The sequence below is a fragment of the Paraburkholderia sp. RL17-380-BIE-A genome (genome assembly GCF_046028085.1).
Classification (GTDB): Bacteria; Pseudomonadota; Gammaproteobacteria; order Burkholderiales; family Burkholderiaceae; genus Paraburkholderia.
Genome location: NZ_JARESQ010000014.1, coordinates 67,375 through 88,086 on the forward strand (window position 1 = coordinate 67,375; position 20,712 = coordinate 88,086).

At 62.3% G+C, this 20,712-nt stretch carries 22 protein-coding genes; 18 read left to right on the forward strand and 4 right to left on the reverse strand.

The features are described 5' to 3' along the window. Positions 1-41 precede the first annotated feature (41 nt). From fabG to nagZ, 17 genes are all read left to right on the forward strand, one after another. Positions 42-791: a 3-oxoacyl-ACP reductase FabG gene (fabG, locus tag P0D68_RS23430; RefSeq protein ID WP_091792561.1), complete on the forward strand. Its 750-nt coding sequence runs from the start codon at positions 42-44 to the stop codon at positions 789-791. 151 nt (positions 792-942) lie between these two features. After that, positions 943-1,182 (forward strand): acyl carrier protein, encoded by a 240-nt coding sequence (gene acpP / locus P0D68_RS23435; RefSeq protein ID WP_004197638.1) that lies wholly within the window; start codon positions 943-945, stop codon positions 1,180-1,182. Between the two features lie 232 nt (positions 1,183-1,414). Then, complete coding sequence (fabF, locus tag P0D68_RS23440; protein WP_074285870.1) at positions 1,415-2,653, forward strand: beta-ketoacyl-ACP synthase II; 1,239 nt, start codon at positions 1,415-1,417, stop codon at positions 2,651-2,653. A gap of 17 nt (positions 2,654-2,670) precedes the next feature. Continuing rightward, the gene (locus P0D68_RS23445) at positions 2,671-3,153 is read left to right on the forward strand and encodes a hypothetical protein (RefSeq protein ID WP_408300283.1); all 483 of its coding nucleotides are present in this window, start codon (positions 2,671-2,673) and stop codon (positions 3,151-3,153) included. Between the two features lie 101 nt (positions 3,154-3,254). Next, the gene (rpoE, locus tag P0D68_RS23450) at positions 3,255-3,854 is read left to right on the forward strand and encodes an RNA polymerase sigma factor RpoE (protein WP_006051939.1); all 600 of its coding nucleotides are present in this window, start codon (positions 3,255-3,257) and stop codon (positions 3,852-3,854) included. A gap of 83 nt (positions 3,855-3,937) precedes the next feature. Beyond that, positions 3,938-4,570, forward strand: coding sequence for a sigma-E factor negative regulatory protein (locus tag P0D68_RS23455; RefSeq protein ID WP_091792562.1), 633 nt, complete (start codon positions 3,938-3,940; stop codon positions 4,568-4,570). Between the two features lie 4 nt (positions 4,571-4,574). After that, positions 4,575-5,618 (forward strand): MucB/RseB C-terminal domain-containing protein, encoded by a 1,044-nt coding sequence (locus P0D68_RS23460; RefSeq protein WP_408300285.1) that lies wholly within the window; start codon positions 4,575-4,577, stop codon positions 5,616-5,618. A 35-nt stretch (positions 5,619-5,653) separates the two neighbouring features. Then, positions 5,654-7,171, forward strand: coding sequence for a DegQ family serine endoprotease (locus P0D68_RS23465; protein ID WP_408185413.1), 1,518 nt, complete (start codon positions 5,654-5,656; stop codon positions 7,169-7,171). Continuing rightward, positions 7,168-7,431 (forward strand): glutaredoxin family protein, encoded by a 264-nt coding sequence (locus P0D68_RS23470; protein WP_091792564.1) that lies wholly within the window; start codon positions 7,168-7,170, stop codon positions 7,429-7,431. The genes P0D68_RS23465 and P0D68_RS23470 overlap by 4 nt, the downstream gene beginning before the upstream one ends. Before the next feature lie 263 nt (positions 7,432-7,694). Further along, the gene (lepA, locus tag P0D68_RS23475; protein ID WP_091792565.1) at positions 7,695-9,488 is read left to right on the forward strand and encodes a translation elongation factor 4; all 1,794 of its coding nucleotides are present in this window, start codon (positions 7,695-7,697) and stop codon (positions 9,486-9,488) included. 18 nt (positions 9,489-9,506) lie between these two features. Then, the gene (lepB, locus tag P0D68_RS23480) at positions 9,507-10,400 is read left to right on the forward strand and encodes a signal peptidase I (RefSeq protein WP_408185411.1); all 894 of its coding nucleotides are present in this window, start codon (positions 9,507-9,509) and stop codon (positions 10,398-10,400) included. A gap of 174 nt (positions 10,401-10,574) precedes the next feature. Next, positions 10,575-11,873 (forward strand): ribonuclease III, encoded by a 1,299-nt coding sequence (rnc, locus tag P0D68_RS23485; protein WP_408300288.1) that lies wholly within the window; start codon positions 10,575-10,577, stop codon positions 11,871-11,873. Between the two features lie 54 nt (positions 11,874-11,927). Continuing rightward, positions 11,928-12,827, forward strand: coding sequence for a GTPase Era (era, locus tag P0D68_RS23490; RefSeq protein WP_408185409.1), 900 nt, complete (start codon positions 11,928-11,930; stop codon positions 12,825-12,827). After that, entirely contained in the window at positions 12,814-13,734 is a 921-nt protein-coding gene (recO, locus tag P0D68_RS23495; protein WP_408300291.1) for a DNA repair protein RecO, read from the forward strand. Before era ends, recO begins: the two co-directional genes overlap by 14 nt. Continuing rightward, positions 13,731-14,495 carry a pyridoxine 5'-phosphate synthase gene (pdxJ, locus tag P0D68_RS23500; RefSeq protein ID WP_091792570.1) on the forward strand — a complete coding sequence of 255 codons (765 nt, stop codon included), beginning with the start codon at positions 13,731-13,733 and terminating at the stop codon, positions 14,493-14,495. Before recO ends, pdxJ begins: the two co-directional genes overlap by 4 nt. A gap of 22 nt (positions 14,496-14,517) precedes the next feature. Beyond that, positions 14,518-14,949, forward strand: a complete 432-nt coding sequence (acpS, locus tag P0D68_RS23505) for a holo-ACP synthase (RefSeq protein WP_408300293.1) — start codon at positions 14,518-14,520, stop codon at positions 14,947-14,949. A 70-nt stretch (positions 14,950-15,019) separates the two neighbouring features. Beyond that, a complete protein-coding gene (gene nagZ / locus P0D68_RS23510; RefSeq protein WP_408300295.1) occupies positions 15,020-16,048 on the forward strand; it encodes a beta-N-acetylhexosaminidase in 1,029 nt (342 codons plus the stop codon). A gap of 104 nt (positions 16,049-16,152) precedes the next feature. Here nagZ and P0D68_RS23515 read toward each other — a convergent pair whose 3' ends face one another. Then, a complete protein-coding gene (locus P0D68_RS23515) occupies positions 16,153-17,529 on the reverse strand; it encodes a sigma-54-dependent transcriptional regulator (protein ID WP_091792573.1) in 1,377 nt (458 codons plus the stop codon). Positions 17,530-17,841: 312 nt separating this feature from the next. Then, entirely contained in the window at positions 17,842-18,048 is a 207-nt protein-coding gene (locus P0D68_RS23520) for a CsbD family protein (RefSeq protein ID WP_062127806.1), read from the reverse strand. A gap of 112 nt (positions 18,049-18,160) precedes the next feature. Here P0D68_RS23520 and P0D68_RS23525 point away from each other — a divergent pair, with 112 nt between their 5' ends. Further along, entirely contained in the window at positions 18,161-18,334 is a 174-nt protein-coding gene (locus P0D68_RS23525; RefSeq protein WP_408300298.1) for a hypothetical protein, read from the forward strand. Here P0D68_RS23525 and efp read toward each other — a convergent pair. Continuing rightward, entirely contained in the window at positions 18,331-18,888 is a 558-nt protein-coding gene (efp, locus tag P0D68_RS23530) for an elongation factor P (protein WP_115102259.1), read from the reverse strand. The genes P0D68_RS23525 and efp overlap by 4 nt on opposite strands. Before the next feature lie 409 nt (positions 18,889-19,297). Next, positions 19,298-20,491 carry an elongation factor P maturation arginine rhamnosyltransferase EarP gene (earP, locus tag P0D68_RS23535; RefSeq protein WP_408300300.1) on the reverse strand — a complete coding sequence of 398 codons (1,194 nt, stop codon included), beginning with the start codon at positions 20,489-20,491 and terminating at the stop codon, positions 19,298-19,300. Between the last annotated feature and the right edge of the window lie 221 nt (positions 20,492-20,712).

Here is a 20,712-nt window from a genome sequence, read left to right on the forward strand (position 1 = left end):
CAAGAATCAATCAGCCCTCCGAGGGGCATCCGGACTGACAGATGGAAAAGACTCTCGACAAGCAGATCGCAATCGTGACCGGCGCTTCGCGCGGTATTGGCCGGGCGATCGCCATGGAACTGGCGCGCCAGGGCGCGACGGTAATCGGCACGGCGACCAGCGAAAGCGGCGCAGCCGCAATCAGCGAAGCGTTTAACGCCGCCGGCGTGAACGGCCGTGGCGCGGTGCTCAACGTGAACGACGCGGCCGCGGCGGAAGCGCTGATCGACGGCACGGTGAAGGAATTCGGCGCGCTGCACGTACTGGTGAATAACGCCGGCATCACGCAGGACCAACTCGCCATGCGCATGAAGGACGACGATTGGGACGCGGTGATCGACACCAACCTCAAGTCGGTGTTCCGGCTGTCGCGCGCGGTGCTGCGCCCCATGATGAAGGCGAAGGGCGGCCGCATCATCAACATCACGTCGGTGGTCGGCTCGGCCGGCAACCCGGGGCAAGTCAACTACGCCGCTGCGAAAGCGGGCGTGGCGGGCATGACGCGCGCGCTCGCACGCGAGATCGGCAGCCGCGGCATTACGGTGAATTGTGTCGCGCCGGGCTTTATCGATACCGACATGACCAAGACGTTGCCGGAAGAGCAGCAAACGGCGCTGAAGACGCAGATTCCGCTGGGCCGTCTCGGCAGCCCGGAAGATATTGCGCACGCCGTGGCGTTTCTGGCGTCGCCACACGCGGGCTATATCACCGGCACGACATTGCATGTAAACGGTGGGATGTACATGTCGTAACCAAATTCGGTTACTATCCGCGCCTTGATGCGTTTGTAAATGCGTAAGGCGCATGCCTTGACAGCCACCCGATGCGCCGCTTTTTTGCCGGGTCAAACCTGATAAAATGCGCGCACCTGTATTTTTGAACTTCTTTTCCCTTGGAGGGGTAATGGACAATATCGAACAGCGCGTCAAGAAGATCGTCGCAGAACAACTGGGCGTTGCAGAAGCTGAGATCAAGAACGAAGCTTCGTTCGTGAACGACCTCGGCGCCGACTCGCTCGACACCGTTGAACTCGTGATGGCCCTCGAAGACGAGTTCGGCATGGAAATTCCGGATGAAGAAGCCGAGAAGATCACCACCGTTCAGCAAGCGATCGACTACGCTCGCGCGAACGTCAAGGCCTAAGGTCATTCGCGCCCGCGTTTCTGCGTTGGCGGCGTATGACGCCCTGCCGTGTCGGTTGCCGACGCCAGCAGGGTTGGCGCTTTTTGCCACGCGTTTTGCCAAGCAGGAGCGAGCGATGTTGACTGCGCAATTTTTCGCGCGATTGCCGAGTTAAACAGCCACAGGGCATACAGGGCAGGTTCCTGTGGCCGCTGTGGCTTTTGCTTTTGTCATCTATGAAAAAGGGGTTACCGTGAGCCGCCGTCGTGTTGTTGTTACAGGCCTGGGGCTGATTTCGCCTGTTGGCAATAATGTTGCCGACGGCTGGGCCAATCTGGTCGCCGGCAAGTCGGGTATTGCCAATATCACGAAGTTCGATGCGTCGAACTTTTCGACTCGTTTTGCCGGCGAGGTGAAGGGCTTCAATATCGAGGACTACATCCCCGGTAAGGAAGCGCGCCACATGGATACGTTCATCCATTACGGCGTGGCTGCAGGCATCCAGGCGATGCAGGACAGCGGCCTCGAAGTCACCGACGAGAATTCGGAGCGTATCGGTGTAGTGGTCGGTTCGGGCATCGGCGGTTTGCCGATGATCGAAGTGACGCAAACCGAACTGCTCAATCGCGGCCCACGCCGTATTTCGCCGTTCTTCGTGCCGGCGTCGATCATCAACATGATTTCCGGCCACCTGTCGATCAAATTCGGCATCAAGGGACCGAATCTGGCTATCGTCACGGCCTGTACCACGGGCCTGCACTGTATCGGCGAGGCTTCGCGCCTGATCGAATACGGTGACGCCGATGTGATGATCGCCGGCGGCGCGGAATCGACTGTGTCGCCGCTCGGTGTCGGCGGCTTTGCGGCGGCGCGTGCGCTGTCGCAGCGCAATGACGATCCGGCAACGGCGAGCCGTCCGTGGGACAAGGATCGTGACGGATTCGTGCTGGGCGAGGGTGCCGGCGTCATGGTGCTCGAAGAGTACGAGCACGCGAAGGCACGCGGCGCGAAGATTTACGCCGAAGTCAGCGGCTATGGGATGAGCGGCGACGCTTATCACATGACTGCGCCGCTGGAAGACGGCGACGGCGCTCGCCGCTGCATGCTGGCCGCAATGAAGAACGCGGGTGTCAATGCCGACCAGGTGAATTACCTGAACGCGCACGGCACATCCACCCCGCTCGGCGATCTGGCCGAAACCACCGGTATCAAGCGCGCTTTCGGCGATCACGCCAAAGACATGGTCGTGAATTCGACCAAGTCGATGACGGGGCACCTGCTGGGTGGCGCCGGCGGTCTGGAGTCGGTGTTTACCGTGCTGGCCGTGCATCATCAGGTGTCGCCGCCGACCATCAACATCTTCAATCAGGATCCGGCCTGCGATCTGGACTACTGCGCCAATACCGCGCGGGAAATGAAGATCGACGTCGCGCTGAAGAACTCGTTCGGGTTCGGCGGCACGAACGGCACGCTGGTCTTCAAGCGCGCCTGATCGCCTGATAGTTGGTGATGCGCCAGTCGACGGCGCCGGTTGTGCCGGCGCTTTCCCCTGAACCGGCAACGCCCGACGGAGCGGCGCAGCGGATTGCGCTGCGCCGCTCCGTTGCCATATGGGCTGCGCTGGCGGTTTTCATTCTGACGGCGACATCTGCCGTCTTCGCTTGCCTCGCGTCGCATCTGGGCGCCGGGCAGGCGGTTCCGTTGACGCTCGCGGTATGGGCGTGGCTCACGCTTTGCGCGCTCCGCTATGGGCGCGCGCAGCCCGTCGCGCTGAAAATCGGGGCGGACGGCTTGTCCGTTTGGGGCCGAACAGGCGCACTGCTGGCGCACGGACGTATTGCCGGCTGTTCGCAGTGGAGTGCTCGCCTGCTGATTCTGGCAGTCATGCCGGATCAAGGCCGCCCGCGCACGCTACTGCTTGCCGCCGACACGCTCCCGGCACCCATCTTCCGCGAACTGGCCGTGCTGGGCCGGCGTGGCGCCGGCGCCTGACTGTAACGACTGTAACCGCTGTTACCGGCGTAACGTACCCAGTTGATGGGGACGCTACAATGGTGCCCCGCCATGCGCCCTATAGTTAACGGATTTATCAGGTGAGCGAAAAAGAAATTGATCAGGTGCTGGTCGAGCGCGTCCAGAAGGGCGACAAGGCCGCGTTCGAGCTTCTGGTCTCCAAATACCACCGCAAGATTCTCCGGCTGATCTCGCGCCTCGTGCGGGATCCCGCCGAGGTGGAAGACGTCGCACAGGACGCCTTTATCAAGGCGTATCGGGCGCTGCCGCAGTTTCGCGGGGAATCGGCTTTTTATACGTGGTTGTACCGGATTGCCGTCAACACGGCAAAGAACTACCTTGCGACCCAAGGGCGCCGCGCGCCGACCTCGACCGAAGCAGATGCTGAAGAAGCTGAAACTTTCTCGGACGCGGACCAACTAAGGGATATCAACACGCCTGAGTCGATGTTGATGAGCAAGCAGATCGCTGAGACGGTCAATGCTGCGATGGCGGTTTTACCGGAAGAGTTGCGCACCGCCATTACTCTTCGTGAAATTGAAGGTTTGAGCTATGAGGAAATCGCTGAGATGATGGGGTGCCCAATCGGCACGGTCAGATCGCGAATATTCCGCGCTCGCGAAGCCATTGCGGCAAAATTGCGTCCGTTACTTGACACACCTGAAGGCAAGCGCTGGTAAACCACCAGCCGGCCGGGCGGGGCGCGGGTGCAATATCTGGATTAGTGGTGTCACTACGAGGTATTTGTAAGATGGGGAGCATCATGGGGTCGGTCTCGATGCAATCGCAAGCCAGCTCGCGCAGCGAGCGCATGTCCGCTTTTGTCGACGGTGAGCTGGTCGGCGAAGAGCATCTGAATCTGGACGCGTTTCTTTCCGGGCTAGACGGCCAGGATCGCGCCGCCTGGTCGAGCTATCACCTGATCGGCGACGCTTTGCGTTCTGACGATCTGGCGGTGAGTCCGGCCGCGAGCAGCGCGTTCCTGAGCGGTTTTGCCGCGCGCTTCGACAACGAGCCGCACGTGTTGGCGCCTGCCGCTATGCCTGTTGCGCGTCGTTTGCTGGCGCTGCGTCGCCGTGTCGTGCCGGCCTTTGCCGTCGCGGCCGCTGCCGCCACGCTGACGTGGATCGTCGTGCCGCAACTGCAAGGCGTGCCGGGCGGTCCGGGCACGGCGCAACTCGCGTCGGTCCAGTCGCATGGCGATACGCTGCAACGCGTGGCCATGGCTTCGGTGCCGGCGGCTACCGTCCAGCCGATCGTACAAGACGCGAATATCATTCGTGACGCCAGTCTCGACCAGTATCTGGAAGCTCACCAGCAATTCGCGCAACAGCCGGTCATGCCGGGCTCGATGCCGCTGATTCGCGCTGCCGCCGTTTCTACGCAAGGCCAATAGTTTGATGCAGACTCCGCGGTTGAATAAAACGACTATCTGGGGGCGGCTGCCGGCATTTCTGTTCTGCGCAGCCGTGTTGTTGTCCGCTACACCGCGGGTCTTTGCGCAAACCGACGATCCGCTCGTCGCCCGTCGCACGGCCGCGGATCTGCTCGATCGCATCCATCAAGCCGCACAGCAGCAAAATTACGAGGGCGCGTTCGTCTACCAACGCGGCAATTTCGTTCAAACGTCGCGGATCGCGCACTACGCGACCCGCACGGATGGCGAATTCGAGCAGCTCGAGAGCCTCGACGGCAAGCCGCGCAAAATGCTGCGTCATAACGAGGAGCTCTACACGTTCGTGCCGGAGCGGCACCTGTGCGTCGTCGAAAAACGTCAGAACAAGGATTCGTTCCCGGCGCTACTGGCCGTGAGCGGCGAACAGGTGCTGTCGGTCTACGAGCCCAAGCTGCTGGGCGACGACCGTGTCGCGGGCGTCGACAGCCAGGTGATCGAGCTCGACCCGAAAGACGCCTATCGCTTTGCCTACAAGTTGTGGGCCGACAAGAAAACCGGCCTGCTGCTGCGTGCCCAGACACTCGACCCGAGCGGTCAGGTGCTCGAACAACTGTCTTTTTCGCAGATTCGCATCGGCGTGCCGGTCGACAAGGCCGGCATCGTCAACGGTATTCGTAATACGGCGGGTTGGACCGTGGTGCGCCCGCCGGTCGAGCCGGTGGACATGGCCGCGCAAGGCTGGCAGATCACGCCAACCGTGCCGGGTTTCCGCAAGATTCGTGAACTACGCCGTCCCATGGCCGCGCGTGACGCCGGCCAGCCGACCATTCCAGTGGACCAGGCGGTGTTCTCCGACGGCCTCGCGGCCATTTCGGTGTTCGTCGAGCCGGTTGAGAACAACACGCGCAAGGAAGGCGCGGGCAGCAGCGGCGCGACGCACGTGCTCGTCAAGCGTCGCGGCGACTTCTGGATTACTCTGCTGGGTGAAGTGCCCCAGACCACATTGCAGCAATTCGCGGCTGCCATAGAATACAAAGCTCCGAAGTAATCCTCCGAATCCTGAATCCCTCGGCTTGCTACGATATGACGACTTTCTCGGTGCGCAAATTCCTCGCGGCCGCGGTAGTAGCGGCGTGTTTGCCGCTCGTGCCGCATACGGCGTCGGCGGCTCCCGCCGCCAATCTGCCCGACTTCACTGACCTCGTCGACAAAGTCGGCCCGGCGGTCGTCAACATCCGCACCACCACTCGCGTGTCCAGCAGCGGTGCCCGCAGCGGTTTGCCGCCGGGTATGGACGACGGCGACATGTCGGAGTTTTTCCGGCGCTTCTTTGGCATTCCGTTGCCGCAGTCACCGCAATCGCCGGGTTCGCCGGGGGCGCCCCGCGGCGGCGATAACGGCGGCAGTGGCGGCAGCCAGGACACGCCGGATAGCAGCGATCCGGAACAGAACAGCGGCGTGGGCTCGGGCTTTATCCTGTCGGCGGACGGCTACGTGATGACAAACGCGCACGTCATCGACGACGCGGACACCATTTACGTCACGCTCACCGACAAGCGCGAATTCAAGGCAAAGCTGATCGGCGTGGACGATCGCACCGACGTTGCGGTCGTCAAGATCAGCGCAGCCAATCTGCCGACCATCACGATCGGCGACTCGAACAAGGTTCGCGTCGGCGAGTGGGTGGTTGCGATCGGCTCGCCGTTCGGGCTCGAGAACACGGTGACGGCCGGTATCGTCAGCGCCAAGGGGCGCGATACGGGCGACTATCTGCCGTTCATCCAGACCGACGTGGCCGTCAACCCGGGCAACTCGGGCGGTCCGCTGATCAACATGCAGGGCGAGGTGATCGGCATCAACTCGCAGATCTACAGCCGCACCGGCGGTTTCATGGGCATTTCGTTCGCGATTCCGATCGACGAAGCGATGCGCGTGGCCGATCAGTTGAAGGCCTCGGGCAAGGTGGTGCGCGGCCGGATCGCGGTGGCGATCGGCGAAGTGACCAAAGACGTCGCCGAATCGCTCGGTCTGCCGAAGGCGCAGGGCGCGCTGGTCAGCAGCGTCGAGCCGGGCGGCCCGGCGGATAAGGCGGGTGTGCAGCCGGGCGATATCATCCTGAAATTCAACGGCCATTCGGTCGACACGGCAACCGACCTGCCACGCATGGTTGGCGACACGAAGCCGGGTACGAAGTCGACGATCACGATCTGGCGCAAGGGCCAGACGCGCGATCTGCCGGTGACGATCGCCGAGATGCAGCCGGATAAGGCAACCAAGGCGGATCAGAAGAAGCCGCAGCCGCCCAAACAGCGCGCCACGAACGTGCTGGGTGTGGCGGTCAGCGATATCCCTGCCGAGCAGTTGAAGGCGCTGAAGCTGCACAGCGGCGTGCAGATCGACGCCGTGGACGGTCCCGCAGCGCGCGTGGGCCTGCAAAAGGGCGACATCATTCTGCGGGTGGGCGATACCGACATCACGAGCGCAAAGCAGTTCGACGACGTGAGTTCGCATCTCGATTCGCAGAAGATGGTCGCGCTGCTGGTTCGCCGCGGTGAAAACACGCAGTTCGTGCCGGTCCGCCCGCGCAGCGCGCAGAAATGACAAAGACGGCGCCGCTCACGCTCTACGGGCGCGCGTGGTGCCATCTTTGCGATGACATGCGTGCCGCGCTCGCGCCCTTGCTGGCCGAATTCGGCGCGCAGGTCGAAATTGTCGACGTCGACGCGGATCCCTTGCTGGAAGCCCGTTACAACGAACTGGTGCCAGTTCTGGTCTGTGACGGCGTCGAGCTGTGTCACTATCACCTCGACGTAGCGCGGGTTCGCGCCGCGCTCGCCACGCGGGTCGCGGCGGCCTCCTGAGTTTTAGCACGAGGGTTCGAGGTGCGGCATCGACGCCGCTCCGCTCACGCCGAGTTTCACGTCTCTCCTGTCAACCCGAGTTGGCGCCGCAGCGCCGTGCTCTGGTCCCATGCAGCAGGGTTGCCCAGCTGTCTTTTCCGCCCGAGCTTCGCAAGATGCGCCGGGCGACGGCCTTTTCGGCTAAAATAGATAGGTTTTTCACCTACTTACAAGGCGTGCTCCGCTATTGTCCGAGCGCGCCTTTTTTGCTTGATCGGCACTGAATGGATCATATTCGTAACTTCTCGATCATTGCGCACATCGACCATGGCAAGTCGACGCTCGCCGATCGCATCATCCAGATTTGCGGCGGCCTGTCCGACCGCGAGATGGAATCTCAAGTGCTCGATTCGATGGATCTCGAACGCGAGCGCGGCATCACCATCAAGGCACAGACCGCCGCACTGACGTACAAGGCCCGTGACGGGCAGGTCTACAACCTGAACATGATCGACACGCCGGGCCACGTCGACTTCTCGTACGAAGTCAGCCGCTCGCTGTCCGCATGCGAAGGCGCGTTGCTGGTCGTCGACGCGAGCCAGGGCGTGGAAGCGCAAACCGTGGCGAACTGCTACACGGCGATCGAGCTCGGCGTGGACGTGATTCCGGTGCTCAACAAGATCGATCTGCCGGCGGCGAACCCCGAAAATGCGATCGCCGAAATCGAAGACGTGATCGGCATCGACGCAACCGACGCCACGCATTGCAGCGCAAAGACGGGCCTCGGCGTGGAAGACGTGCTCGAAGCACTGATCGCCAAAGTGCCGCCGCCCAAGGGCGATCCGGAAGCGCCGCTGCAAGCGCTGATCATCGACTCGTGGTTCGACAACTATGTCGGCGTTGTGATGCTGGTGCGTATCGTCAACGGCACGCTGCGTCCCAAGGACAAGATCCGCATGATGGCGACCGGCGCGCAGTATCCGGTCGAGCACATCGGCGTGTTCACGCCGAAGTCGAAGAATCTCGAATCGCTGTCGGCCGGGCAGGTGGGCTTCATCATCGCCGGCATCAAGGAATTGGCTGCTGCGAAGGTGGGCGACACCGTCACGCTGGTGAACCGTCCGGCCGCCGAGCCGCTGCCCGGATTCAAGGAGGTCAAGCCGCAGGTGTTCGCCGGCCTCTATCCGGTCGAAGCCAACCAGTACGACGCGTTGCGTGATTCGCTCGAAAAGCTGAAGCTCAACGACGCCTCGCTGATGTACGAGCCGGAAGTGTCGCAGGCGCTCGGCTTCGGTTTCCGTTGCGGCTTCCTCGGCCTGCTGCATATGGAGATCGTGCAGGAACGTCTCGAGCGCGAATTCGACATGGACCTGATCACCACGGCGCCGACCGTGGTGTACGAAGTCCTGCAGCGCGACGGCACGATTCTCATGGTCGAGAATCCGGCCAAGATGCCGGAGCCGTCGAAGATCGAAGAGGTGCGCGAACCGATCGTCACCGTGAATCTGTACATGCCGCAAGACTACGTCGGCTCGGTGATCACGCTGTGCACGCAAAAGCGCGGCACGCAGATCAACATGCAGTATCACGGCCGTCAGGTGCAGTTGACCTACGAAATTCCGATGGGCGAAGTCGTGCTCGATTTCTTCGATCGTCTGAAGTCGATTTCGCGCGGCTATGCGTCGATGGATTACGAGTTCAAGGAATATCGCGCGGCAGACGTGGTGAAGGTCGACATGCTGATCAACGGCGACAAGGTCGACGCGCTGTCGGTCATCGTGCACCGTTCGCAAAGCCAGTATCGCGGCCGCGAAGTCGCGGCGAAAATGCGTGAACTGATTCCGCGTCAAATGTACGACGTGGCGATTCAGGCCACGATCGGCGCGAACATCATTGCGCGCGAAAACATTAAAGCGTTGCGTAAGAACGTGCTGGCAAAATGCTACGGCGGCGACATTTCACGTAAAAAGAAGCTGCTGGAAAAGCAAAAGGCAGGCAAGAAGCGAATGAAGCAAGTGGGATCGGTCGAGATTCCGCAAGAGGCTTTCCTCGCTATCCTGCGTGTCGAAGACAAATAAGACGAACAACGGAACCCTATGAATTTTGCGCTGATTCTTTTTGTGCTCGTCATTTTGACGGGCGTCGCATGGGTCGCAGACAAACTGGTTTTCATGCCGCAACGGCGCCGCGCGGCGGAAGCCGCGGTCGCCGAGTTCGACCGCCAGCAGGCACGCGTCGGCGAGCGTTTCGCCGACGAGAACGCGGCGCAAACGCGCGCCCGTTTGCGTGACGACAAGTTGCGCCAACCGTGGTGGCTCGAATATTCGGCGAGCTTTTTCCCGGTGATTCTGGTGGTTTTCGTGGTGCGCTCGTTCGTGGTCGAGCCGTTCAAGATTCCGTCGGGTTCGATGGTGCCGACGCTGCTGGTGGGCGACTTCATTCTCGTCAATAAATTCGACTACGGCATTCGTCTGCCGATCACCAACACGAAGATCACCGCAGGCCGTCCGCTCCAACGCGGCGACGTGGTGGTGTTCCGCTACCCGAAAGACGAATCCGTCGACTACATCAAGCGCGTGATCGGTCTGCCTGGCGACACGGTCGCGTATCAGGACAAGCAGCTCACGATCAACGGCAAGCCGGTGCCGGAAACGCCGCTGCCCGATTACCTCGACGACGAACGCATGGGTTACGCGAAGCAGTTCGAAGAAGATCTCGATGGCCGCAAGAACGCAATCCTGAACAATCCTGCAGTGCCGCCGTTTATCGTCGGCGCGGAAGATTATCCGTATCGCGACAACTGCACGTACAACGCGCGCGGTGTGATCTGCAAGGTACCGCCGGGCAACTACTTCATGATGGGCGACAACCGCGACAACAGCGCGGATAGCCGTTACTGGGGTTTTGCGCCGGACAACAATGTCGTCGGACGCGCGTTTTTTATCTGGATGAACTTCAGCAATCTGAAACGCATCGGCTCATTCAACTGAGTTCGTGTGCGTTCATTGCACGACACGCCGCGCGGTTGGCCTTTACACAGGTCACGCAGCCGCGGCGTGTTATCACGCTACTTTAAGATTCCGCGGTAACGTCGCTTCACCACGCTTTTTCCGCTGGCCGCCCCGCGTTTTCGCCGGGTCAGGCGCCCGCGTTATACTCTGCCCATGCCCCTATCTCCGTTGGAAAGCCGTCTGCGCTATGAATTTCGCAATGCGGAATTGTTGCGCCAGGCTTTAACGCACCGCAGTCACAGTTCCACGCATAACGAACGGCTCGAGTTTCTTGGCGATTCCGTTCTAAATTGCGCGGTGGCTGCGCTTTTGTTCCAACGTTTCAGCAAGCTGGACGAGGGCGACCTGTCGCGCGTCCGGGCCAATCTGGTCAAACAGCAGTCGCTTTACGAAATCGCTCAGGCCCTCAATATTTCCGAAGGCTTGCGGCTGGGCGAAGGCGAGTTGCGCAGCGGTGGCTTCCGCCGGCCCTCCATCCTTGCTGACACGCTTGAAGCCGTGCTGGGCGCGGTGTTCCTCGACGGCGGCTTCGAAGCCGCCCAGACGGTCATCAAACGTCTTTACGTGCCGATTCTCGATCACATCGACCCGCGCACGCTCGGCAAGGATGCCAAGACGTTGCTCCAGGAATATCTGCAAGGTCACAAGATCGCGCTGCCGACCTACACCGTCGTCGCTACACATGGTGCGGCGCACAATCAGCAGTTCGAAGTCGAATGCACGGTGCCGAAGCTGGACGTGAAAGTGTCCGGTTCCGGTGCGAGCCGGCGCGCGGCGGAGCAGGCGGCGGCCAAGAAAGCTCTCGACGAAGTGATGGCCGCGGCGCCCGCCATGGTCGCCAAACCCAAGCGCTCGAAAAGCGCCCGCGCGGCGAAGCATGTCGAGCCGGAGATCGTGCCCGGCGTGACCGGCGTGCAAGCCGCGCTGGATTTGCGCAGCCCGGATCGCAAGAGCGAGCGCGCAGCCGGGCGCGGCGAGGCCCGCGGAGCGGCGGCCACTGCGGAGCCGGCAGCCGAACGCCCTACGCTGACAGCCGCAGCCGCGCCGTTGGCGGTGATTCGCGCCGCGCACGTGGAGTACAGCGGACAGGACAAGGCCGAGCGCGCAGAGAAGGCGGAGAAGACGGCCGCTCACGCGGGCGACAAGTCCACAGATAAAGCCGCAGCGGAAAAAGCCTCAGAAAGGCTCGACACCAAGGCCGCTGACGCAAAACTCGCCGAAGCCAAAACGGAAGCCAAGCCCGCCGAACCCAAGCCCGCCGAAGCCAAACCGGACGCGAAACCAGAAGCCAAGCCGGACGCCGCTGCGGTCCGCAGTGTCGACAAACACCGCGGCCGCGAAGTCACACCCGGTCCCGCCGTGCCCGCGCCGAGCGCAGCGGCGGCACCGACCGAACACGAACCCGGCGTAGCCGACGCGGTGCAAACGCGCGTCGCCGACGCGGGCCATTGATTGCCATCGGCGCGCCATTCCCGCGTGTCGATCTGAACTTGCCGTAGCCCGAATATGAACGCTCCCACTCCCACTGGTTTTCGCTGCGGCATGGTCGCGATCGTCGGCCGCCCCAACGTCGGCAAGTCCACGCTGATGAACGCGCTGGTCGGCCAGAAAGTCAGTATCACGTCGCGCAAGGCGCAGACCACGCGCCATCGCATCACGGGCATCCATACGCTCGAAGACGCGCAGTACATTTTCGTCGACACGCCGGGTTTTCAGACCAAGCACAGCGGCGCGCTGAACCGTTCGCTCAATCGCGCGGTCACGTCCACGCTGACTTCGGTGGATGCGATCCTGTTCGTGATCGAAGCCGGCCGCTTCGGCCCGGACGACCAGAAAGTGCTCGACCTGATTCCGCCGTCGGTGCCCACGCTGCTGATTGCGAACAAGCTTGATCGCGTGTCGGATAAAGACTCGCTGTTCCCGTTCATGCAGCAGGTCAGCACGCTGCACAAGTTTGCCGAGATCGTGCCGCTGTCGGCGAAAAATATCGACGACATCAAACGTTTGATGGCGACCGTCAAGCCGTTCCTGCCGGAAGGCGCGCCGATCTACGGCGAAGATGACCTGACCGATCGCAGCGAGCGTTTCCTCGCCGCGGAAATTCTGCGTGAAAAAGTGTTCCGCTGGACCGGCGACGAACTGCCGTACACGAGCACCGTGCTGATCGACAAGTTCGAAACGGAAGGGCGCCTGCGCCGCATTTTCGCGACCATCATGGTCGAACGCGATACGCACAAGGCGATGATCATCGGCCAGAAGGGCGCCAAGCTGAAGCAGATCAGCACCGAAGCACGCCTCGACATGGAAAAGCTGTTCGACGGTCCGGTGTATCTGGAAACCTTCATCAAGGTGAAGAGCGGCTGGGCCGACAACGAAGCCGGACTTCGTGCGTATGGGTACGAATGACGCGTGGATGACGCTGAATTCCGACGCTGATCCGGACGACTCGGAGCCGGCCGCGCCGGCACGCGATTTGTCCCAACCCGCGTCCAAACCCGCTCGTAGCACCAGAAAAACTTCATCGGCCAAAAGCGCCCAGGGCGCCGAAGGCGAACCACGCAAAGCGCCGCCTCGCCGCGCGCCGCGCACCTCCGCATCCGACTACCGGATCGCGGAGCAACCTGCATTCGTTCTCCACAGCTATCCGTATCGCGAGACCAGTCTGATCATCGACGTGCTCTCGCGCGATCATGGTCGTCTTGCGCTCGTCGCGAAGGGCGCGAAGCGTCCGCACTCCGCGCTGCGCGGCGTGTTGCAGACCTTCCAGCCGCTCGCGCTGTCATGGTCGGGCAAATCCGAAGTTCGCACGCTGACCGGCGCGGAGTGGGTCGGCGGCATGTTGCCGCTGGCCGGTGACGCGCTGCTGTGCGGCTTCTACGTCAACGAACTGCTGGTCAAGTTCTGTGCGCGCGAAGACCCGCATCCGCAACTGTTCCATCACTACGTCGTCACGATGACGCGTCTCGCGCACGACGAACCGCCCGTGCAGGTGCTCCGTTCGTTCGAGCGCGTGCTGCTGCGCGAAACCGGCTACGCGATGGCGTTGGATCGCACCGTCGCGCGCAAGGCGGTGCGGGCCGACGGCCGCTACGTGTTCGACCCGGAGCGCGGCGTGCGCGAAGCTTCCGACGATCTGCCCGCGCAATGGCCTGTGATCGGCGGACAAACCTTGCTCGACATGGAGCAGGACGATTACCATCGAGCGCAGACCGTGGCGCAAAGCAAGACGCTGATGCGCTTTCTGCTCAACACTTACCTTGGCGGCACGCCGCTCGCGACGCGCCAGATCCTGATCGACTTGCAGAACTTATGAGCTTCTTTCTTACGTCGCCGAATGTGATTGACCTGGGCGTGAACATCGATCACGTCGCCACGCTGCGCAACGCACGCGGCACTTCCTACCCCGATCCGATCCGCGCCGCGCTGATGGCCGAAGAGGCCGGCGCGGACGTCATCACGCTGCATCTGCGCGAAGACCGCCGTCATATCGTCGATGCCGACGTGCGCAAGCTGCGCCCGCTCCTCAAAACGCGCATGAATCTCGAATGCGCGGTCACGCAGGAAATGCTCGATATCGCGTGTGAAGTGCAGCCGCACGACGTTTGCCTCGTGCCGGAAAAGCGCCAGGAGTTGACGACGGAAGGCGGGCTCGACGTCGCCGGCCAGTTCGAAGCCGTGCGCGCCGCTTGCAGGCAACTCGCAGAAGCGAACTCGCGGGTGTCGCTCTTCATCGATCCGGACGAAACGCAGATTCGTGCCGCGCATGAAGCCGGCGCCCCGGTGATCGAATTGCATACCGGCCGTTATGCCGAAGCCCACGATCCCGCCGAACAGCAGCGCGAATTCGAGCGCGTGGTGCGCGCCGTCGAATTCGGCGCGACGCTCGGCATCAAGGTCAACGCGGGCCACGGTCTGCACTACACGAACGTCCAGCAGATTGCCGCGATCGAGGGCATCGTTGAGTTGAACATCGGCCACGCGATCGTCGCGCATGCGATCTTCGCCGGCTGGGACAATGCGGTGCGCGAGATGAAGGCGATCATGGTCGCCGCGCGTCTCGGCGCGCGCTCCTGATGCAACCTGAGGGGCCCCGCGCATGACGATCTACGGCATCGGTACGGACATCGTTCAGGTCAGCCGCGTCGGCGCGGTCATGACGCGCACCAACGGCCGCTTCGCCGAAAAGGTGCTCGGGCCGGACGAACTGCGCGTCTATCACGCGCGGCACGCCCGCTCGGCGGCGCGCGGTCTCGCGTTTCTCGCCACCCGGTTCTCGGCGAAAGAAGCGTTCTCGAAAGCGATCGGCCTCGGCATGCGCTGGCCGATGACGTGGCGCGCGCTGCAAACGCTCAACAAGCCGAGCGGCGAACCGATGGTGGTCGCATCCGGCGAGCTGGCCGAATGGCTCGACGCGCGCGGTATCACGGCGCGCGTCACGATCAGCGACGAGCGCGATTACGCGGTGTCGTTCGTGATCGCGGAAACACGGGAAGCCACGCAAGCAGCGGCACCCGGCGCAGCCGAATAAAAAATATTTTGAACGCGGCGCACGCCGGCCGCGTCTTCCTTTGTTCCAGGCTTTTTTCTAGCGGAAATCGATGAAAACCATTCCCGGACCGGTGATGCTCGACGTGGTCGGCAAAACGCTGAACGACGACGACAAGCGCCGCCTTGCGCATCCCATGACCGGCGGCGTGATCCTGTTCGCGCGCCATTACGAGAGCCGCGCGCAACTGATCGCGCTGACCGATTCGATCCGAGCGATCCGCGAGGATCTGCTGATCGCCGTCGATCACGAGGGCGGGCGCGTGCAGCGATTTCGCACCGACGGTTTCACGGTGCTGCCGGCCATGGGCAAGCTCGGCGCGTTGTGGGACAGCGACGTGCTGCACGCCACCAAAGTGACGACAGCGGTCGGCTATATCCTCGCGGCGGAATTGCGCGCGTGCGGTATCGATATGAGCTTCACACCGGTGCTCGACCTGAACTACGGCAAGTCGCAGGTGATTGGCGACCGCTCGTTCCACCGCGATCCGCGTGTGGTGACCTTGCTGGCGAAGAGCCTCAATCATGGACTCGCGCTGGCCGGCATGAGCAATTGCGGGAAGCACTTTCCGGGGCACGGTTTCGCGCAGGCGGATTCACACGTCGCGATGCCGGTCGACGATCGCTCGCTCGAAGAAATCCTGCGCGATGACGTAGCGCCTTACGACTGGCTCGGGTTGTCTTTGGGATCGGTCATTCCCGCGCATGTGGTCTATCCGAAAATCGATTCGAAGCCCGCGGGTTTCTCGCGTATCTGGCTGCAGGAAATTCTGCGCAACAAGTTGCGCTTCGAAGGCGCGATCTTTAGTGACGATCTTTCAATGGAAGCCGCGCGCCAGGGCGGCACGCTGAGCGAAGGCGCTACCGCCGCGCTGCAAGCCGGCTGTGACATGGTGCTGATCTGTAATCAGCCGGACGAGGCGGAAAAGGTGCTGAATGCACTGCGCTTCACGCCGTCGAAGGAATCGCAACAGCGGCTCAAGCGCATGCGGCCGCGGGGCAAGGCCTTGAAGTGGAGCAAGCTGGTCGCGGAGCCTCAATATCTTCAAGCGCAGGCATTGTTGCGCAGCGCGTTTGCCTGAGTCGCGCGAGCGACGGACACGCGAGCTGGAAAAACGGCACCTCGAAGGTGCCGTTTTTTTAACCTTATCGACAAGGCTCCCACCTCGAACCGCCGAGGCAGCGCTCAGTTCAAGCGCATGCGCTGCAGCTTGTTGTACAGCGTCTTCGGACTGATACCCAGAAGCGACGCCGCCCGGTGACGTGTACCGCCCACCGCATCGAGCGTGGCCCGAATCAGCATCTCCTCGACGTCCGCGAGCGGTGTGCCCACCGTGACCTGCACGCGGCTGCCGTTCAGATCGCGGCCATTTGCCGAGCCCGCTTCGTCGGCGCGCAACGACTCCAGCACATCGCCAGACGCGTGATACGCGCGCCGCACGCGGTCGTGCAGCTCGCGCACATTGCCGGGCCATTCATAGGTGAGACACTCGCGCAGAAAATTCGGCCCGATCTGCTTGGCGGCCTCCAGCGTGCCGCGCGTGGCTCCTTCGTGATTCTGCTCGTCGACGACCGCCTGAGCGATTAGCGCCGGATCTTCGCCGCGCTCCCGCAGCGGCGGCAGCGTCACGGCGGCCGCTTCGAGCCGCAGCGCCAGATCTGCGTGCAGGCTGCCGTCAGCCACTGCCTCGCGCGGCACCTTGCGCGTCGAGGCGATCAGCCGGAAATCCGTCACGACCTGATTCGTGCCGCCGACACGCATGAAGGTTTGCGAATCGAGCGCGCGCAACAGCGCTTCCTGCTGATCGCGCGGCAATTCCGCGATTTCGTCGATGAACAGCGTGCCGCCGCTCGCCTGCTCGAAGAGGCCCGGCTCGCGCTGCTCGGCGCCGCTGAACGCACCGCGTTCGTGGCCGAACAGCAGACTGTCGAGCGAGCGATTCGCGCTGTTGGCCGTCCGGCAATCGAGCGTGACGAACGGGCCTTTACGGCGACGGCTCATATCGTGGATGGTGCGCGCGGCCATCTGCTTGCCGGTGCCGGTTTCGCCGGAAATCAGCACAGCGGCTTCAGTCGGCGCAATGTGCTCGATCGTGTCATAGACATGCTGAATCGCGCTGCTACGGCCGAGCATGGAACCGAAACGGCCAAGTTGGCGTAGCGACGCACGCAGCGTCTGCACTTCCTCGGTCAGTTCGTACGGCCGAGGAATGCGCGCGAGCAAACTGCGCAAGCGTGGAATGTTGACCGGCTTCAGGAGGTAGTCCCAGATGCCGTGCCGCAAACCTTCGATCGCGCTTTCCACCGTCGCATTGCCGGTCATTACGATCACGGGCAAGGCGCCGCCGGGCGGATGCGCGGGCAGATGCTGCAGCAGGTCGAGCCCGCTGCCGTCCGGCAGGTTCAGGTCGACCAGCACGACGTCGGGAATGAAGCGTGTCAAGGCGGCCCGGGCCTCCGCGATGGTGGTCGCCGTGTCGACAGAGAAGCCGTCGGCGGCGAGGATGGCGGACAGGCCTGACAGGCTATTAGGATCGTCTTCAACAATCAGGGCGTGTGGCATGGCGAGCGCAATTTTTTAAATGGATGGAATCCCCAGCCCGCTGCGCCAATAATTCGGCGCGCGGCACGAGGCGCGATGCAGGCCGGTATCTCCGATCGAATCGAGTGTCGCGCTCCCAAACTCGTCTTGCGCGCTGCAAGAGGAGCCGGACGACACCGTCTGGCTCCGTAGCGCGTCCAACCATCAGACAGTCAGGGAGGCGCTCGGCGATTCAATTCGAGTACTTCTGGTCCTTTGCGTTATCACACTGCGGAGCCCATCCTGACCTCTTGTAAGCTTGGGCGGGCACCTGTATTTCCTTCACTCGGCCTGTCAGAAATCCCGATTGCTATCGAAAAACCGGCGTACTTCCAGTTCCGCCTGTTCGCGCGTCTTGCCGTAGCGTTCCTGAATCAGACCCGCAAGCTTGTCGGCGCGACCCTCGGCCTTGGTCAATTCATCGTCCGTCAGTTCGCCCCACGCCGTCTTGGCCTTGCCGACCATCTGCTTCCACTTGCCTTCAGCGATGTCGTTATTCATATGGCATCTCCCGAGTTGAAGAAATTAAAGCCTTATTGGCCTACACCCAAGATAAGCATGAACTGTACCACCATGATTTACTTAAACTAATCAATGGTTTGCCGAGCGGATCATGGGAAAAATTGGGATGCCGGTGTGCAAATCCGAGAATATCGCCGGTAAAGTTTTCCTCAACCATACACGGCAGCACGAAAAAGAAAAAGCGCCCAATGTGGGCGCTTTTTTTTGCCATTTTTTTCTCAGCGCCGGGGTTGCGGCGCTGGATTCAGGCGAGCAGGGCGCTTAAGCGCGGCTGCGGTACTCGTGCGTACGCGTGTCGATTTCGATCTTGTCGCCGATGTTGCAGAAGAGCGGCACTTGCAGTTCGAAACCGGTGTTCAGCTTCGCGTTCTTCAACACCTTGCCCGACGACGTATCGCCCTTGACAGCCGGTTCCGTATAGATGATTTCGCGGACCAGCGTGGTCGGCAGTTCGACCGAGATGGCTTTCTCGTTGTAAAACACGACTTCGCAAGCCATGCCGTCTTCGAGGTAATGAAGGGCGTCGCCCATCATTTCGTTTTCGACTTCGAACTGGTTGTAGTCGGCGTCCATGAACACGTACATCGGGTCAGCGAAGTACGAGTACGTGACTTCCTTGCGTTCCAGCACGACGACGTCGAACTTGTCGTCAGCCTTATACACGCTTTCCATGCCTGCGCCGGTCAGCAGGTTCTTGAACTTCATCTTGACGACGGCGGAGTTGCGGCCCGATTTGTTGTATTCGGCCTTTTGCACAACCATTGCGTCTGCGCCGATCATCACGACGTTACCGGTGCGGAGTTCCTGTGCGGTCTTCATAAAACTGTCCTGTACGAAATAAGTAGCTTCAACTTTTGCTCAACGGCATACGGCGCAAGCGGCTTCGGCGTTTCGCCCACTGCGCGCCGCGCCGACTGGAATGGCTCGGCGGGTTGCGGGCGAATCAAGGCGTGGCCGGCTTGCCGCGGAGACTGGCTCTCGGGCCGCAACCTTTGGCCTGTGCCATTCCCAGCAATCCGTTACCTGCTTTTTACCCTGTGCGGGCGGGTACACGAGTGGCGCCGATCCGCAACATACGTCCCTTTTTTGACATTTCCGCCATTCAGACTTTGATGTGGGGACTGTCTCGCATCTTTCGATACGGGGTCGACGGGCCGGTCAAGCCAAATGGCCGGATTCTGCCGCTGCGATCGGGCCGCGCTTGCGTCGTCGGCCGTTGGATAACCGCTTATTTTAACTGAGTTTTTGCGAACAAGGCCAGATTTCCGGCGAGGTCGCCCACTTGAGCCAGCTCGCCGGCCCATTCGCCTGCACGGCGCTCGAGCGCCGGGGCGTGGCGCTGCAATTGCGCCCAGTCCGGCCGGCCCGCGCCGTTCCACGCGTGCCAGAAGCGCCCAAGGGCGTCGCGCGCGTCGGCGGGCAGGGTGCGCGCGTAGTGCGCGAGCGCCGCGTCGAGCTTCGGCAGATGGGCGTCGTCGGCTTGCGGGTAGATGTGCCAGACGAAAGGTTTGGCGGCCCATTGAGCCCGGACGAACGAATCTTCGCCGCGCACGAAATTGATGTCGCTGACCCATAGCAGCGTGTCGTAGCCGGTCTGGTCGGTAAAGGCGAGCGCGTGCGCGCTGAGGTTTCCGCGCACGGCGTGCGAACCGGCAGCGAACGAGGGCAGGTCGAAGAAGCGCGCGAGCGCCCCAGAGATGCGGCCTTCGGGCACCAGCAGCACGACCGGGCTGGCGCCGTCGCGCCATTGTTCGAGCAGGCTGTCGACGGCGGGGTTCTCATAGGCGAACAGCGACACGACGGTGGCCGCGGCGGGTGGCGGCGCGTGGCCGGTGGCTTGACGCCACCACGCTTCGCGCGCGGTGGGCGAGCTCTCGAACGCGGCGCGCGCGCCGTCGAGATGCCGTTCCTTCAGCACACCGCCGGTGCCCAGGCCGAGGCCGGGGAAAAAGAAAGTCTTGGTCAGCGCATAGCGCGGATGAGGCGAGGGCCGCAAATGAAAATCCGCCACCCAGTCCTCGGCGCTCAGATATTCGAGGTTGATCCAGACGGGCGCGCGCGTGCGCGCGGCCATTGCGGCGACATAGACAGGTGGCAGTTCGCAGCCGAATGCTTCGATCACGACGTCGGCCACTTCGAGCGTATCGCCCGCATGGGCCGGCTCGCGCCAGTGTTCGACGACGATGCCGCTCACCGTCTGGCGGGCGCGCTCCAGCGTCAGGGCTGGGCACAGCTTCTGAAACGCATGCAGGTCGTCGACGAACACGCGCACCTGCCAGCCGTGTTCGCTCGCGAGTTGGCGCGCAAGTCGCCAGCACACACCGATGTCGCCAAAATTGTCGATCACCGCGCAGAAGATGTCGCAAGCGATTGCCGTGGAGGCGTCAGCAGCGTGGTCGGGAAGAGGCGGGGCGGAGGACATGATGGCCTGAGTCGCGGATTGGAACGGATGGAGGGAGCGGTACGGTTCGAGCCGTCTGAACCTGCTGCGTCGCGGCGTGACCGGCTGCCGCGGGTGCGTGGCCCGATTCGGGGCAACAGGGTTCGAACGCACGCGGAATGTTCTAAACTGGCGATTCTAAAGCACCCGTTCACGATTGCGCGCGCGACGCACATTGAGGTTCGCCGAGGCGCGCGGCACGC